This window comes from Pedobacter sp. NEAU-ZC8 (genome assembly GCF_059278965.1).
Map to the genome: position 1 here is coordinate 29,820 of NZ_JCAJXC010000023.1, position 16,505 is coordinate 46,324.

18 protein-coding genes are annotated in these 16,505 nt (G+C 45.6%); 6 read left to right on the top strand and 12 right to left on the bottom strand.

Annotation, left to right across the window (positions count from 1 at the left end):
• Positions 1–74: 74 nt before the first annotated feature.
• The 4 genes from AC5WJX_RS16130 to AC5WJX_RS16145 all read right to left on the bottom strand — a co-directional run bounded on the left by AC5WJX_RS16130 (position 75) and on the right by AC5WJX_RS16145 (position 2,929).
• Positions 75–1,319, bottom strand: a complete 1,245-nt coding sequence (locus AC5WJX_RS16130) for a FecR family protein (RefSeq protein ID WP_494485337.1) — start codon at positions 1,317–1,319, stop codon at positions 75–77.
• 86 nt (positions 1,320–1,405) lie between these two features.
• Positions 1,406–1,999, bottom strand: a complete 594-nt coding sequence (locus tag AC5WJX_RS16135; RefSeq protein ID WP_494485338.1) for an RNA polymerase sigma factor — start codon at positions 1,997–1,999, stop codon at positions 1,406–1,408.
• A 112-nt stretch (positions 2,000–2,111) separates the two neighbouring features.
• Positions 2,112–2,435: a YtxH domain-containing protein gene (locus tag AC5WJX_RS16140; RefSeq protein ID WP_494485339.1), complete on the bottom strand. Its 324-nt coding sequence runs from the start codon at positions 2,433–2,435 to the stop codon at positions 2,112–2,114.
• 77 nt (positions 2,436–2,512) lie between these two features.
• Entirely contained in the window at positions 2,513–2,929 is a 417-nt protein-coding gene (locus AC5WJX_RS16145) for a c-type cytochrome (protein ID WP_494485340.1), read from the bottom strand.
• Between the two features lie 197 nt (positions 2,930–3,126).
• On the opposite strand from AC5WJX_RS16145, the gene AC5WJX_RS16150 reads away from it, so the two are divergent.
• The gene (locus AC5WJX_RS16150; RefSeq protein ID WP_494485341.1) at positions 3,127–3,597 is read left to right on the top strand and encodes a hypothetical protein; all 471 of its coding nucleotides are present in this window, start codon (positions 3,127–3,129) and stop codon (positions 3,595–3,597) included.
• Positions 3,598–3,630: 33 nt separating this feature from the next.
• Here the strand turns inward: AC5WJX_RS16150 and AC5WJX_RS16155 are convergent, their stop codons facing one another.
• On the bottom strand, positions 3,631–4,317 hold the full coding sequence (locus AC5WJX_RS16155; protein WP_494485342.1) for an RluA family pseudouridine synthase: 687 nt from the start codon (positions 4,315–4,317) through the stop codon (positions 3,631–3,633).
• Positions 4,318–4,326: 9 nt separating this feature from the next.
• Positions 4,327–5,142: a 3-methyl-2-oxobutanoate hydroxymethyltransferase gene (gene panB / locus AC5WJX_RS16160; RefSeq protein WP_440427843.1), complete on the bottom strand. Its 816-nt coding sequence runs from the start codon at positions 5,140–5,142 to the stop codon at positions 4,327–4,329.
• A gap of 167 nt (positions 5,143–5,309) precedes the next feature.
• On the opposite strand from panB, the gene carA reads away from it, so the two are divergent.
• The 5 genes from carA (at position 5,310) to AC5WJX_RS16185 (ending at position 10,179) form a co-directional block, all read left to right on the top strand.
• Positions 5,310–6,422 carry a glutamine-hydrolyzing carbamoyl-phosphate synthase small subunit gene (carA, locus tag AC5WJX_RS16165; RefSeq protein ID WP_440427845.1) on the top strand — a complete coding sequence of 371 codons (1,113 nt, stop codon included), beginning with the start codon at positions 5,310–5,312 and terminating at the stop codon, positions 6,420–6,422.
• 2 nt (positions 6,423–6,424) lie between these two features.
• On the top strand, positions 6,425–7,192 hold the full coding sequence (locus AC5WJX_RS16170; RefSeq protein WP_494485343.1) for an ABC transporter ATP-binding protein: 768 nt from the start codon (positions 6,425–6,427) through the stop codon (positions 7,190–7,192).
• Positions 7,193–7,195: 3 nt separating this feature from the next.
• Entirely contained in the window at positions 7,196–8,287 is a 1,092-nt protein-coding gene (locus AC5WJX_RS16175) for an ABC transporter permease (RefSeq protein ID WP_494485344.1), read from the top strand.
• 108 nt (positions 8,288–8,395) lie between these two features.
• Positions 8,396–9,688: a phosphopyruvate hydratase gene (gene eno, locus AC5WJX_RS16180; RefSeq protein WP_440427851.1), complete on the top strand. Its 1,293-nt coding sequence runs from the start codon at positions 8,396–8,398 to the stop codon at positions 9,686–9,688.
• A 191-nt stretch (positions 9,689–9,879) separates the two neighbouring features.
• Positions 9,880–10,179, top strand: coding sequence for an FtsB family cell division protein (locus tag AC5WJX_RS16185; protein WP_440427853.1), 300 nt, complete (start codon positions 9,880–9,882; stop codon positions 10,177–10,179).
• Positions 10,180–10,195: 16 nt separating this feature from the next.
• Here AC5WJX_RS16185 and AC5WJX_RS16190 read toward each other — a convergent pair whose 3' ends face one another.
• The 6 genes from AC5WJX_RS16190 to AC5WJX_RS16215 form a co-directional block, all read right to left on the bottom strand.
• Positions 10,196–10,807, bottom strand: a complete 612-nt coding sequence (locus AC5WJX_RS16190; RefSeq protein ID WP_440427855.1) for a trimeric intracellular cation channel family protein — start codon at positions 10,805–10,807, stop codon at positions 10,196–10,198.
• 129 nt (positions 10,808–10,936) lie between these two features.
• The gene (gene fabG / locus AC5WJX_RS16195; RefSeq protein WP_494485345.1) at positions 10,937–11,680 is read right to left on the bottom strand and encodes a 3-oxoacyl-[acyl-carrier-protein] reductase; all 744 of its coding nucleotides are present in this window, start codon (positions 11,678–11,680) and stop codon (positions 10,937–10,939) included.
• 25 nt (positions 11,681–11,705) lie between these two features.
• On the bottom strand, positions 11,706–12,779 hold the full coding sequence (locus AC5WJX_RS16200) for an agmatine deiminase family protein (RefSeq protein WP_494485346.1): 1,074 nt from the start codon (positions 12,777–12,779) through the stop codon (positions 11,706–11,708).
• A complete protein-coding gene (locus AC5WJX_RS16205) occupies positions 12,763–13,638 on the bottom strand; it encodes a carbon-nitrogen hydrolase (protein WP_494485347.1) in 876 nt (291 codons plus the stop codon). The genes AC5WJX_RS16200 and AC5WJX_RS16205 overlap by 17 nt, the downstream gene beginning before the upstream one ends.
• A gap of 137 nt (positions 13,639–13,775) precedes the next feature.
• The gene (locus AC5WJX_RS16210) at positions 13,776–13,976 is read right to left on the bottom strand and encodes a cysteine-rich CWC family protein (protein WP_494485348.1); all 201 of its coding nucleotides are present in this window, start codon (positions 13,974–13,976) and stop codon (positions 13,776–13,778) included.
• A gap of 91 nt (positions 13,977–14,067) precedes the next feature.
• Positions 14,068–16,446 (bottom strand): ribonucleoside-diphosphate reductase subunit alpha, encoded by a 2,379-nt coding sequence (locus AC5WJX_RS16215; RefSeq protein WP_494485349.1) that lies wholly within the window; start codon positions 16,444–16,446, stop codon positions 14,068–14,070.
• Positions 16,447–16,505 lie beyond the last annotated feature (59 nt).

Here is a 16,505-nt window from a genome sequence, read left to right on the forward strand (position 1 = left end):
CCGATGTGGTCAGGGGTGATATCGTGTCTGTGTTCTCATGTTCATACGGTTTATTTGGTTAGTATTTGGTTGTTTTATTTGTTGGAGATAATAACTTTCTTTCTGCCTTTGCCACTTTCCGGTGCTTCTACACGGAACTTAATCTGCGCAAGCTTTAAGAGCTTCAGGGCATCATTGGCGTCCATATCGCGATAGATCTCACCGGTGAAACGGTTCTTGGGCGCTGCCCCTTCATACGCCACATCGATATCGTACCAGCGGGAGAATTGCTGCATCACAGAATAGATATCCGCAGTTTCGAACTTGAACAGCCCGTTCTTCCAGGCCACGGCAGTACTGGTATCTACCGCCGAAACCCTTACGCCGGTGCCAGTGAGTGCCTGTTCACCAGGTTTTAATAACCGCTCGAAAGCTTCCGGACGGCGTACAACAACAGCACCTTCAAGCAAGGTGGTTGCAACCTGTGCTTCATCTGCGTAACTTCTCACATTGAAGTGCGTACCCAGCACTTCCACCTCCTGCCCTTTACTGCGCACGATAAAGGGAATGTGCATGTTCGTGTGTTGGAGCTTTGCGACTTCAAAGTAAGCTTCGCCTTGCAACTCTACCTTGCGTTGCTTCAGCCCGGCAAGGGTGATGGGGTATTTCAAGGAGGAGGCTGCATTCAGCCAAACTCGCGTACCGTCTGGCAACAGCACCCGGTACTGCCCGCCTGCGGGTGTAGATATTGTATTGTAGGCAGTGGCAGTTCCAGAATGCTGCTTTCCAGCGGGAGAGCTATTCCGTTCATATATCAACTGACCATCGGCAGTTCTTCTGATCTTAAGATCAGCCTGGGCAGCAATGATTTCATCTGATTGATCATCAAGTGGAACCTTGGTTCCATCGGCTAAAGTGAGGTAGGCTTTGTTCGTCCCCGGCTTTAGAGCACCATAGTAGGGCTTGAAGTGCTGAGACTGCTTGGTGTGATAGATGAAAAATGTGGAGATGGCCAGCATGATGATCACCATGGCTGCGGCAAGCATGGCTTTCCAGTAAGTGTGTGCAGGATATAACTTTGCAGTGTGCGGTACCTTCGGCTTCTGCGCTTCCAGGAGCCTGTCTGAATTGAAGATGTTGGTCAGGATCCGGCCTCTTTGCTCACTGTTAAGACTGGTGCTGTAGGTATTAGATTTCAGGTAATCATCCATGAGCTGGTTCAGCACCGGTTTAAGTTCATCCTGATCCACGAGCGACATGAATTCATTCAATTCAGGCGCGCTGAGTTCGGCATGAACATACCGTTCGAATAGTTCTCTGAGTTTGTATTCCGATGACATTACCTGTAAATATTTGGTTATTTACTGTTACTGACGCAGCAAACAATAGATCGGGGTAATGCGCTAAGCGATTTTTTGAAAGTTTTTTAGAACCTGCAGATCAGGAACAGGAAGATGGCGGTGTGCAGCGCTTGAAGATGCGTACGAATGGTCCTCAATGCCAGTTTCATGTGGCTGTGTACCGTGCCGGGAGAAATGTTCAGCTGCTGCGCTACCTCTTCATATTTCAGACCTTGCCCGTGGCAAAGCTCATAAACCTGCCGCCGCTGCTGTGGAAGTGATGCTACCGCATGCTGCAGCAGCTGGAAAGATTCATTGTATAACACCAGATCTTCCGCATTGCTGCCGTCGTTGAGCTCCAGGTGGGACTGGTCCAGCTCCACGAGCCGCTCCGTTGCGATCTTTCTTAAAGCAGAGTAACATTGATTTCGCGTGGCGCGATTGAGGTAGGCGCCTAAGTTTTCAATTTCCGGAAGTTGAGTACGTTTGACCCAGATGTTCATAAAGATGTTCTGAACAATCTCTTCTGCATATTCCTTGGAGCGTGTAAGGTGCAGCGCATATCCGTAAACCATAGACTGGTACTGCTCAAACAGAGTGGTGAAAGCATACTGATCTCCATCCGCTATCTTAGCGATGAGATCATTGTCATACAGGGCTGAATTTGGCTTGTCGAACATTTAAACTTTCTACAAAGATTAAATGTAGCAATATCAGATTCAAATTGTATAAAAATAAAGTGACAACATATTAATGCTGCCACTTAGATTCCATTTTCAAACGGTTCGTTCACTAAGATTCAATAGGAAGCTGTCTTGATTTTGGCTCTGTATGTTTCAGGGTTGTTTTCGTAAGATCAACGTTTTCTGCATCGCCCGCCAGTTTATTTGCGGCTTCCATGACCTGTGATCTTACATCTTCCACCACATGATCCTTGATTTCCACAGGCTTTTTAACAGCATCTTCGCCCAGCAGCCCTTTGATCCTTTTAGCGATAAGTTCGCGGTATTCTGAACCACTTTTTGTCGCAAATAAGGCAGCAACAACCGCACCTGCAGCAAGCCCGGTGATAAGCCCAATGGTCTTTAAGTTTGTATTTTCTCTGATTAATTTCATGGTTGATCGTTTTATAGAAGGAACAACCTCCAGGGAGAAAGTGTTTTAGAAATGTTCGTCTGCTGCCTCCAGCCTCGCTATTTCAGTGTCGCAGGATCTAAGGTCGCCGGACGTTCTTTGCCGTTATGGCAAGTGATACAACTTACCGGCAGGATGGCTTTGGGATTCTTTACATCCTTAACATGAAAAAACTTCTTGTTAATCTTGGCCGTCATTAACATCATCATACGTGCAGTTTCTTTCTCCGGCTTGGCGTCACTGGCAAAATCGAGTTTCCCTTTTTCCGTTTCACTCGCTGCGTGGCAGTAATTACACTTAACACCCAGTGATGTTTTAAATCCATCCATGACTGTTCCAAGGTCTTCCTTGCTGATATCCTTTGGCAGCACTTTTAGATTCTTGTATATTCTTTCCTGTGGCATCGGGATAAATGCACTCATTAATACAACAATGGATAATAGTAATCCGAGTGTGATGATCGCTTTCAGTTTCATAAGCATGAATGATTTTGAAATTAACACAATTTACTTACCTGTAATATGACAATTGTGTTAACATATTGTTTAAGAATATACTGCTTCTTTGTCTTCAAGATAATGTTTTTACCTCAATAAAGATTGTTTTAATTGATTAAGCGTTAGATTAGAACACAGGCAATTCAAACGCTTGTATAAACCTAGACTCCAGACAGATGAAAAAGTATTTTCTTATTGCCGCCTGCGCAACATTGCTTGCTGCATGTAATGGCAACTCCAGCACCAAGCAAGCTGCCGACAGCACCATTACTGCAGAAACCGCGGTAGCTGCCGCGGCAGAATCCAGAACCTGCTATGTGCGTTATGAAAATCAGGATAGTACGTACCTGGATCTGCACATCAAAGGAGATCAGGTAAGCGGTTTGCTGAACATCATTCCGCGGGAAAAAGATCGAAACACCGGTGCCGTAAGCGGGCTGGTAAAAGGCGATACCATCCTTCTGGATTATACCTTCCAATCAGAGGGCATGCAGTCGGTGCGTCAGGTAGCCTATCTGCAAAAGGACGGTAAACTGATAGAAGGTTTTGCCGAAGTGCAGGAGCAGGACGGCAGAGCAAGCTTCAAATCTTTAGGTGATCTGAAGTTTGATGGCAGCGTTGTGCTCGAACAATCGGCATGTAAGTAGGAAATTAACCCCTAGCGGTGATCTGGCAGCTGATTAAAACTGCTCGAAGCGCTCCCAGAAGCCATCAACAGGCAATTTGGCGAAGATGTTCACCGGTTCTTTCTTAACGGGATGCAGGAACTGCAGCCTTCGCGCATGCAGACAGATGCTGCCTTTTCTACTCCCCCGGGGATAGCCGTACTTGTTATCCCCCACAATCGGGCAGCCCATGGTCGCCAGTTGTACGCGGATCTGGTGCGAGCGTCCGGTTAAGGGGTCTACTTCCAGCAGGTAATAGCCCCCAAGCTCTGCAATCAGACGGTAGCTTAGTTCCGCCCGTTGGCTCCCTGCTACTTCATTCGGGTGTGCGGTAACCACATTCTTCTGTGTGTTTTTCACCAGCCAGTTGATCAATGTCCCTGAAGGCTTCGAAGGCTTGTTCCGCACCACCGCCCAATAGGTCTTCTTCACCTCGCGGTTTTTGAAGATGGCGTTCATCCTTTCCAGCGCTTTACTCGTCTTGGCAAACAGGATCACCCCACTTACCGGACGGTCCAGCCGGTGCACCACGCCCAGAAAAGCACTGTTTGGCTTATTGTATTTAGCTGCGAGGTAAACTTTAACTTTCTCGTCCAACGGCTGATCCCCTGTTTCATCCACCTGCACAATATCACCTGCCCGCTTATTGATCGCGATCAGGTGATTGTCTTCATAGAGCACGTCTTTATCTGTTATCGGCATGCTTATCAATTAGTATTGTTCTTTCTCGTTCGGAAAATCATTTGATTTTACATCCTTGATGTACTGCTGCGCAGCATTCAGTATACCATCATAAAGGTTCAGGTACTGGCGTAGGAAACGTGGACGGAAACCTTTGGTTAAACCGATCATGTCGTTCACCACAAGCACCTGACCATCGCAATGCGGGCCAGCACCAATCCCGATCACCGGAATATGCACGCTTTCAGAAACCTCTTTCGCAAGCTTCGCAGGGATCTTCTCTAGCACCACACTGAAGCAACCTGCTTCCTGTAACAACAGCGTATCCGCTTTAAGTTTCTCCGCCTCGGCTTCATCTTTAGCCCGTACGGTGTAAGTTCCGAACTTATAGATCGACTGCGGCGTTAAGCCCAGGTGCCCCATCACCGGAATCCCGGCAGTAATGATACGCTGAATAGATTCTACAACTTCAGCGCCGCCTTCAAGCTTCACCCCATGTGCACCAGATTCTTTCATGATGCGGATCGCGGAGTTCAAGGCTTCCTTGGAATTGCCCTGATAGCTACCGAAAGGTAAATCCACCACTACGAAAGCCCTGTTGGCACCACGTACCACACTCTGCGCGTGATAGATCATCTGGTCCAAAGTAATCGGCAGTGTGGTCTCATGTCCGGCCATCACATTTGAAGCAGAATCACCAACCAATAAAACGTCTAATCCGGCATCATCCAGGATCGTTGCCATGGAATAATCATAAGCGGTTAACATGGAGATTTTCTCCCCACGTGCTTTCATTTCCTGAAGGATGTGTGTGGTTATCCGTTTTACTTCTTTATGCTGAGACATATGTGTTGTTTTTACAACAAAATTAGGTTTAATTAGCCATAAAACCTATCTTTGCAGTCGAAAATGAAGGGGTTAAATCACTGCATATTTCTGAACCAACTAAGCGCCAACCCTGTCGCAAATCCCACGTTTTTCTTTTTTTTCCACATAACTTCTGATCATAAATTATGACTAACTACACCAAGTTACCTGCAATTTTGCTTTTAGCCGATGGCACTGTATATCACGGAAAAGCAGCAGGAAAAATAGGAACCACAACAGGTGAAATCTGCTTCAACACCGGAATGACCGGTTACCAGGAGATTTTTACAGATCCTTCCTATTTCGGACAGATTATGGTGACCACCAATGCACACATTGGTAACTATGGTATTCACAAAGCGGAAATTGAATCTGATTCCATTAAGATCGCCGGGCTCGTTTGTAAGAACTTTAACATCGGCTATAGCCGTAAAGAAGCTTCTGAGTCTATTCAGGATTATTTCCAAAACGAAAACATCGTAGGTATCTCTGATATCGATACCCGCGCTTTGGTGAAACACATCAGAGACAGAGGGGTGATGAATGCGATCATTTCATCTGAAATCCTGGACATCGACCAGCTGAAAGAAAGATTAAACGCAGTGCCAGCAATGGACGGTTTGGAACTATCTTCTCAGGTTTCTACAGACAAACCTTATTTCTACGGTTCTCCGGATGCAAAATATAAAGTTGCTGCGGTTGACTTTGGTATCAAGAAAAACACCCTTCGTAACTTCGACGATAGAGATCTTTATGTACAGGTATACCCTGCTAAAACCTCTTTCGCTGAAATGGAAGCCTGGGGTGCTGATGCATACTTTATCTCTAACGGCCCTGGTGATCCATCAGCAATGCCTTACGCCATCGAAATGGTAAAGGAGATCTTAGCGGCTGATAAACCATTGTTCGGGATCTGCTTAGGTCACCAGTTATTGGCACAAGCAAACGGCATCAAAACCATGAAGATGTTCACCGGACACCGCGGATTAAACCACCCGGTTAAAAACGTGATCACCGAAAGATGTGAGATCACTTCTCAAAACCACGGCTTCGGTGTTGTACCGGAAGATGTAAGAAGTTCTGATAAAGTTGAAATTACCCACGTGAACCTGAACGACCAGTCGATCGAAGGTATCCGTGTTAAAGGTAAAAAAGCATTCTCCGTACAGTATCACCCGGAGTCTTCACCTGGCCCGCACGATTCCCGTTATTTGTTCGATGATTTCGTGGGCCTAATTACTGGCGAGGTAAGCTGGTAGTCATGGACAGCGCTAAGGCGATAATCAGCGTTAAAAACCTGGTTAAAAAGTACGGCGACTTCACCGCCCTGAAGGGCATTACCTTTGACGTTCAGGAAAACGAGATATTTGGATTACTCGGCCCCAATGGGGCCGGGAAAACCACTACCCTCGAGATCATAGAAACCTTGCGCGATAAAACCTCGGGCGAGGTACGGGTGAATGGTTACGATGTAGATAAACATGCCGGACAGATCAAGCAGATCATTGGCGTGCAGCTGCAGGCGGCAGGCTATTACCCAAACTTAAACCTTCTGGAACTTATCGAGCTCTTCGCAGGTTTATATGGCGTAAATACCAAGCCAATGGATATGCTCGCGAAGGTTAACCTGCAAGACAAGGCCAAAGCCAAGTACAAGGAACTTTCCGGTGGACAGAAGCAACGGTTTTCCATTGCAACAACCTTAATCAATTCACCAAAGATTGTTTTTCTTGATGAACCCACCACCGGACTGGATCCCCAAGCCCGGCGCAATCTCTGGGACCTGATTATCGACATCAGAAATCAAGGCACCACCGTGGTACTCACCACGCACTATATGGACGAAGCAGAGCAACTCTGCGACCGCGTAGCCTTCGTGGAGCGCGGCGAGATCATTGCCCTGGACACCCCGGATCAGTTAATTGACAACCTGGTGAACAGCGGCTTTGAACGTAAAAAAGAAGTTAAAAAGGCCAACCTGGAAGATGTATTCATCAATCTTACCGGTAAGGCATGGCGCGAAGGATAAAAAATGCAGCAATCATACAATCATACTAAAGCGACTCTGGCGCTGGCGAAAGCTAGTTTCCGTTCCATTATGCGCAGTCCTTCTGCAGTTGTTTTTACCCTTGCTTTCCCCCTGATCTTTATTCTGATCTTCGGCTTCTTAAGCGGCAGCGGTCCCAAGATAAGCCTTGGCGTAGCACCAGGCTCCGACCTGCACAACCCGGTGATCACCGCCCTGGAGCAAATCCAGGTGGTAAAGCTGGTACGGGATAAGAACACTGAAGAGCTGAATAACAGCCTTGAAAAAGGAAACATTGATGGGGTCATCAACATCCAGAAAAACCCTGCAGATACCCCGGCTTATACCGCCAACATTCAATATACCTCTGCTTCAAGAGATAAGGGAAGCATACTAAAATCATTACTGACCAACGCTCTTTACGAGCTCAACACCAAAAACCTGAAACCCAGTGTGGCGGTTTTGAGAGAGAGCACCATACATGGCAGAACCTACCGGGTAATCGACTTCATCCTTCCTGGTCAGCTGGGCTTTTCCCTGCTCAGTACCGGCGTGTTCGGCACGGCCTTCGTATTTTTTAGCTTACGACAAACCCTTGTGATCAAAAGGTTTTTTGCCACACCAGTACGACGCTCCAGCATTGTGTTCGGTGAAGGTATTGCCAGGATCGGCTTTGCGCTGCTTGGCGCCGTGTTTATCATTCTGGTTGGTCACTTCTTCTTCCACTTTACGCTGATCAACGGTGTGGTCACCGTGCTCAACATGCTGCTGCTCGCAGTCTTAGGTTTAATTGTGTTCATGGGCTTCGGCTTCGTAGTCTCTGGTATTGCCAAAAGCGAAAGCACCATACCGCCGATCTCGAACATCGTAACCCTGCCGCAGTTCCTGCTATCAGGCACCTTCTTCCCGATTGATAATTTTCCGGAATGGCTGCAACCAATCAGCAGAGCCCTGCCCCTCACCTACCTGAATGATGCCATGCGCAAAATCGCTTTCGAAGGCTATAACCTTTGGGATGTTAAATTTGAGATGATGATCCTGGTGATCTGGGGAATTCTGATCTACTCCGTTGCCGTTAAAGTCTTTAGGTGGGAATAAAATATCGCCCTGCAAACCTATTATTTTATTATTTGTTTAACTTTGAATACTGCTTGGTAATTGTAAACTTTACACTAAGCGAAAAACAAAACATAAAATAATATAAAAATGAGTTTAATAATCGATGTTCATGCAAGGCAAATCCTTGATTCAAGGGGAAATCCTACGGTAGAAGTTGAAGTAATTACAGAAAATGGCAACATGGGCCGTGCTGCTGTGCCGTCTGGCGCAAGTACTGGTAAACATGAAGCTGTTGAACTAAGGGATGGTGATAACAATGCCTACATGGGCAAAGGTGTATTAAAAGCAGTTGAAAACGTAAATACTAAAATTGCTGAAGCCCTTCGCGGTGTTGATGTTTTCGAACAAAACATGATCGACAAAGCGATGATCGAGCTTGACGGTTCTGAGAACAAAGGCAATTTAGGTGCAAATGCAATCCTTGGTGTTTCTTTAGCGGTTGCTAAAGCTGCAGCGCAGGAAAGCAGACAACCGTTATACCGCTACATCGGTGGTGTAAATGCAAACACCCTGCCTGTTCCGATGATGAACATCCTGAACGGTGGTGCACACGCGGATAACAAAATTGACTTCCAGGAATTCATGATCATGCCTTTAGGTGCAAGCAGCTTCTCTGAAGCATTGCAAATGGGTACTCAGGTTTTCCATAACCTTAAAACTGTACTTAAGAAAAAAGGCTATTCCACCAACGTAGGTGATGAAGGTGGTTTCGCACCAAACATCGGTTCTAACGTTGAAGCTATTGAAACGGTACTTACAGCGATCGAAGCTTCTGGTTACACGCCAGGAAAAGACATCTGGATCGCTATGGATGCTGCCGCTTCTGAAATGTACGATTCAAGCTCTAAAACTTACAACTTCCACAAATCATCAGGGGAGAAATTAACTTCTGAAGAGATGGTGAATTACTGGGTTGACTGGGCAAGTAAATATCCAATCATCTCTATTGAGGATGGTTTAGATGAAGACGACTGGGCAGCATGGGAATCTTTAACCCGCGCAATCGGTGATAAAGTACAGCTTGTAGGTGATGACTTGTTCGTTACCAACGTTAAGCGTCTTCAACAAGGTATCGAGAAGAACATTGCAAACTCTATCCTGGTAAAAGTAAACCAGATCGGTTCATTAACCGAAACCATTAATGCAGTAAGCTTAGCACAAAACAGTGGTTATACTTCCGTAATGAGCCACAGAAGCGGTGAAACTGAAGATGTAACCATCGCTGACTTAGCAGTAGCTTTAAACTGCGGACAGATCAAAACTGGTTCAGCGTCACGTTCTGACAGGATCGCTAAATACAACCAATTACTTCGTATTGAAGAAGAACTTGGTTCTGCAGCACGTTTCTTGGGAAGAGACTTCAAATTCTTAAAAAAATAATATAAAGTATATACCGGCAGCGTATAAGGCTGCTGAAATACACTTAAGCGCTTGATCGGAATCGAGATCAAGCAAGAAATAAACGGTCATTACAGCTCCTGTAACGGCCGTTTTTCGTTAATCAATTTCCCTGCAGATTCTTCTTTGTAAATAAATCCACTTCGCTCCGCTTTTCTTTTATATTTGTATCAATGAAAAGGATCATTGAACTCTTCCGGAACAAGTATTTCCTCTGCGCTTTCGCCTTTGCAGTATGGATGTTGTTTTTCGACAGGAATGATATGTTATCGCAATACGAATACAGCTCTGAAGTAAGCAAGCTAAAAGAAGAAAAGGCTTTCTATGAAAAAGAAACCAACCAGGTAAAGAAAGACCTTCGTGAGCTTACCACCAACCTGAAGATGGCAGAGAAATTTGCCCGTGAAAAGTACTTCATGAAGAAAGACAATGAAGATGTCTTTGTAATTGTGAAAGACACCCCTAAAGAATAAAGCCCTTCCCGATCAGCTAATAGCCAAACTTTGGCAGTGCAAGCTTGTAGCGCACCACAATGATCCGCAACACGAAGATAAAACCAATCACCGCCACTTTCGCGAAGTCGGGCTTCATATGCAACTCCAGCAGTCCGAAGTACAAAACTCCTCCCAGAATACACGCAGTAGCGTAAATCTCCTGCCGGAAGATCAATGGGATCGCATTTAAGAGCGTATCTCTGATGATACCACCAAAGCAGCCGGTAATCGTGCCCAGCGCAACACACATGCCCGGATCCAGTCCGAAGTTAATGCCCTTCTGCAAGCCCAGCATCGTAAATAAACCTAAACCCAAGGAGTCAAATATAAACAGGGTCACCTTGAAACGTTTGATGTTCTTCTTGAAGAATATGGTTAGCAGTGAAGTCACCAGGATCAACAGGCAGTAATTTACGTCCCGCATCCACTTCACCGGTGTATCGCCAAGCAGCAGGTCACGTACCGTACCACCGCCGATCGAGGTCACAAAAGCAATGATCAGCACACCGAAGGGATCGAGTCGCTTTTGCATGGCAGCAAACGATCCCGATATGGCGAAAGCAATGGTACCCAGGATTTCTATTGCGACGGAGGTTGTGATGGTCATTTCAGATGTTCAGGCTTTAAGCAACAATATATCCAGAATTTTCTGGTAAAAAAAGAACCCCACAGCAATTGCGGGGTTCAGCGTGTATTTCTTCAGCTGAATGATCCAGCTGCAATTAAGATGATCTATTTACAGCATACCGCCATCTACAGCGATCACTTGTCCGGTTACATACGAACTCATGTCTGATGCCAGGAAAACGCATACGTTTGCCACGTCTTCCACTTCACCGGCACGTTTCAAAGGAATACCCTCTTCCCAGCCTTTAACAACTTTTGGATCCAATACATCGGTCATTTCCGTACGGATGAAACCTGGAGCAACCACGTTGCTACGGATGTTCCGGGAGCCAAGTTCTTTAGCTACGGACTTAGAAAAGCCTATGATACCAGCTTTTGAAGCTGCGTAGTTCGCCTGACCGGCATTACCCTGTACACCAACTACAGAACTCATGTTGATGAACACACCTTTACGTGCTTTCATCATGATCTTAGAAGCCGCCTTGGTTACGTTGAACACAGACTTAAGATTTACATTGATCACATCATCGAAGTTCTCTTCGCTCATGCGCATCAGCAAACCATCTTTAGTGATCCCTGCATTGTTAACCACGATATCCAATGCCCCGAAATCAGCAACAATATCATTGATCAATTTTTCTGCTTCATCAAATTTTGAAGCATCAGAACGGTAACCTTTAACCTGGGTACCGAAGCTTTGCAATTCCTGCTCTAAAGCTTCACCTTTCTCAACAGACGATAAATAAGTGAAAGCTACTTTTGCTCCTTGTTCTGCAAATTTCTCTGCGATCTTACGACCAATTCCTTTAGAAGCACCAGTAATCAGTGCGGTTTTTCCTTCTAATAATTTCATTTATGCTTGGTTATTTATTTATCAATTAAACTACTGGCACCGGCTTGTATGTTGCAGGTTCCTGCTGACTCAAACAGTGGAAACTGCCAAGTCCCCAAATGATATCCGTAGAGTCGATCCCTACCACTTTACGGTCCGGGAAAACACTCTGGATGATTTCCAGTGCGCGCTGGTCGTTGGCATCCCGGAAAGTAGGTACCACAACCGCTTTATTCGCAATATAGAAGTTCGCGTAAGAAGCCGGCAAGCGGGTATCTTCATGGATCACTGGTGATGGCATCGGCAAAGTAACCACTTTCAGCGGTTTCCCGTTTAGCAGTTTCATCTGTTTTAGCGCTTCCAGGTTCTCCTGCAGCAGGTGGTAGTTCTCATCCTCCTCGTTTTCCTCCACAACGGTAAGTACCGTATCTTCATTTACAAATCGGGTGATGTCGTCAATGTGCCCATCCGTGTCGTCACCAACAATACCATCCCCTAACCAAAGGATCTGCTCCGCACCGTAGTATTCCATCAGGTATTGCTCAATCTGGAACTTGTTCAGGTGCGGATTACGATTTTCATTCAACAGACAAGCCGTAGTGGTCAAGATCGTACCTGCACCATTAAACTCCACAGATCCACCTTCCATGACGATGTCAGGGGTGTATAATGGTAACTTATAATGCTGCGCGATGGTTGTTGGAATCACATCATCCAGATCGAAAGGCGGATATTTACCGCCCCAGGCATTGTAGCCCCAGTCGATCACCGCCTTTTTCGAGCGATCTGCATTCAACAAGAACGCAGGACCATGGTCGCGGCACCAGGCATCATTTGTGGGATGCATGAAAAACTCCACATTGTTCAGATCGGCACCTACTTTCTGCAATTCTGCAATTGCGAATGCTTTGGTTTCCTCATCATTGATGTTGATACGCACTTTCTCCCCTTCTGCCACCACCTTGATGAATTCGCAGTAAGGACCGTAAATGGTCTCGATCTTTCCAGGCCAGGAAGCCTCTTTATGTGGCCAGCTTAACCAGGTCGCTTCATGTAGCTCCCACTCCGCCGGAAAGGCATAACCTGCCTTTTTCGGCGTATCGTTAAATAGACTCGTCATCTATGTACCTTTTAGTGATCTGTGCATAACTGTCAATTCTGCGGTCGCGAAGGAATGGCCAGTGTGTCCTGTAGCTGTCAGATCTGGATAGATCAAGCTCCACCACTTTCAATTCTTCTTCATCATGCGATGCTTTGTATAATAGAGTTCCGAAAGGATTGGACACAAAAGATCCACCCCAGAACTTAACGCCCGCTTCTTCACCTACACGGTTTACACTCACCACTGGAACGCCGTTTGCAATGGCATGTGAACGCTGAATGGTTTGCCATGCATTATACTGCTCCGTGTTGGTACCTTCATCCTGTGTAGTCGCCCAGCCAATTGCAGTGGGGTAAAACAGGAAGTCGGCACCCATAAGCGCAGTAAGTCGTGCAGCTTCAGGATACCATTGATCCCAGCAGATCAGCACCCCAATCTTCGCATATTTCGTTTTGAATACTTTATAACCTAGATCTCCAGGGGTGAAGTAAAACTTCTCGTAAAAACCTGGATCATCCGGGATGTGCATCTTGCGATACTTACCCAGGTATGCACCATCAGCATCCAGCACTGCGGTGGTATTATGGTAAAGACCTTCAGCTCTTTTCTCAAATAAAGAAGCTATAATCACTACATTCAATTCTGCAGCAACCACAGATAAAGCATCTGTTGAGGGACCAGGGATGGCCTCTGCCAACTGAAAATTATCATAATTTTCTTCATCGCAGAAATACAATGAGGTAAACAACTCCTGCAAACATACCACCTGGGCACCTTGCGCAGCAACCTCACGGATCTTTACGATCGCTTTATCTAAATTTTCCTGTTTATTACTGGTACAGCTCATCTGCACCAATCCAACTTGTACTTTAGCCATTCAATAAAATTTTGAAATGCAAAGTTATAGAAAATATTTTTGGGACTGCTCTATACTTAATTCAAGGCGCTAATTATACCGCATTATTACAAAAAGAAGCCGTAACTAACGCATTGTCATGTTGCATGGAGAAAATATTAGCGTATAGAACTTAGATACTCCAGCTGTAAGTCATGAAGGCATTTGACACACAAACAACCGTCATAAAGCTCCGCGATGTACTGAACTTCATTAATCGTAAGTTGGATGTTTGCGCACTGGCACTTGCTATAGGAATTTGCTTTGCACTCCATTCGGGCAGTACAACGTTCGCAGGAAATGATCTCGTGTTTAGACATGCTGATTTATCGACACCGTAGCCGGAATTTAAAAACAAAAAAAGGGAGCAGATGAACATCTACTCCCCGGTGAATTAACCACTAAATTATCTTAGCCAGAGCAGCTGATACAGCCCTCTTCCATGGTACAAACTGGACCTTCAATGATCTCCTCAGCACCTTCTGAAATCAATGCCGGAATAACGGGCTCCAGGTTTTTACCCGATTGATTCTCAATCGTGAATTTAACCGCTTGTGAAGCTGCCTGGGTACGCAGGTAATACATACCTGTTTTCAAGCCTTTTTTCCATGCATAGAAGTGCATTGAAGTCAACTTTGAAGTATTTGGTGCATTGATGAACAAGTTCAGTGACTGCGACTGACAGATGTAAGCACCGCGATCAGCAGCCATATCAATAATGCTGCGCATCTTGATCTCCCAAACGGTTTTGTAAAGATCTTTGATGTATTGCGGGATTTCTGCGATGTCCTGAATAGAACCGTTCGCAAGAATGATCCTGTCTTTCATTGCCGTATTCCAAAGTCCTAAAGCAACAAGGTCTTTAAGCAGGTGTTTGTTCACCACGATGAACTCGCCGCTCAACACCCTTCTGGTGTAAATGTTAGAAGTATATGGCTCGAAACATTCGTTGTTACCAAGGATCTGTGAAGTTGATGCCGTTGGCATTGGCGCAACCAATAAGCTGTTGCGGGCACCATGTTTAATAACCTTTTCACGTAAGCTTTCCCAATCCCAGCGACCGCTTTCCGGGCTAACATTCCAAAGATCAAACTGGAACTTGCCTTGTGATAATGGCGAGCCTTCAAAGGTTTCATAAGCACCATCTTTCGTTGCCAGATCGTTAGAAGCTGTCATAGCAGCGAAGTAGATCGTTTCAAAGATCTCTTTGTTCAGGATCCTTGCCTCTTCGCTTTCAAAAGGATAACGCATCAGGATGAAGGCATCTGCCAAGCCCTGAACCCCTAAGCCAATTGGTCTGTGACGAAGGTTCGAGTTTTTCGCCTCGTCTACAGGGTAGTAATTATTGTCGATGATCTTGTTCAGGTTCAATGTAGCCTGATAAGTAACATCATATAATTTCTGGTGATCAAATTCACCGTTGATTACAAATCTAGGTAATGCAAGTGAAGCAAGGTTACAAACCGCAACTTCATCTTTGGAGGTGTACTCGATGATCTCAGTACAAAGGTTGGAGCTTTTGATCGTTCCAAGGTTCTGCTGGTTAGATTTGCTGTTCGCAGCATCTTTATACAACAAGAATGGGTTACCAGTTTCAATTTGCGCATCAAGGATCGCAAACCATAGTTCCTGTGCCTTGATGGTTTTTCTTGCACGGCCTTCCTGCTCGTAACGTGCATATAACGCTTCGAACTCCGCGCCAAAGCAGTCGGCCAGACCTGGTGCTTCATGCGGACAGAATAAGCTCCACTCGCCATCTTCTTCCACACGACGCATGAACAAATCACTGATCCATAAAGCGTAGAACAGATCACGGGCACGCAATTCTTCTTTACCGTGGTTCTTACGAAGGTCAAGGAAAGAGAAGATATCCGCATGCCATGGCTCCAGGTAAATTGCGAAAGCACCTTTACGTTTACCTCCACCTTGATCTACATAGCGTGCCGTATCGTTGAAGACCTTCAACATCGGCACAATACCGTTGCTGGTGCCGTTTGTGCCACCGATATAGGAACCAGTAGCGCGAATGTTGTGGATGCTTAAGCCGATACCACCAGCACTCTGCGAAATCTTCGCTGTTTGCTTCAAGGTGTCATAGATACCTTCAATACTGTCGTCCTGCATCGTTAGCAGGAAGCATGAAGACATCTGAGGTTTCGGTGTACCCGCATTAAATAAGGTTGGTGTAGCGTGTGTAAACCAACGCTCACTCATCAGGTTGTAAGTTTTAATGGCACTGTCGATATCAGCTTTATGGATACCTACGGCAACACGCATGAATAAGTGTTGCGGACGTTCAACGATCTGTCCGTCAACTTTAAGCAGGTAAGATTTTTCCAGGGTTTTGAAACCGAAGTAGTCAAACCCAAAGTCGCGGTCATAAATGATCGTGCTATCCAAAATATCGGCATGCTCCTCGATAACCGCCCAAACATCATCCGCAATCAGCGATGCTGGTTTACCGTTTTTTGGATCCACATAATTATAAAGCATCTCCATCGTCTTTGAGAACGACTTGGTGGTGTTCTTATGCAGGTTAGACACCGCAATACGGGAAGCTAGTAATGCATAATCCGGGTGTTTGGTGGTCAACGACGCTGCCGTTTCTGCAGCAAGGCTGTCCAGCTCAGAGGTTGTTACACCATCATAAAGCCCTTCAATCACCTTTTTGGCAACATCAATAGGATCGACCAGCTCCGGATTGAAGCCATAACATAGCTTTTCAATTCTGGCGGTGATCTTGTCGAATTTCACCACTTCCTTGCGGCCATCTCTTTTTTGTACAAACATATCTTAAAGATTTTTGAGGCGACACCAAAATCCCACAAAGGGCCTAATTGTCGAACCGT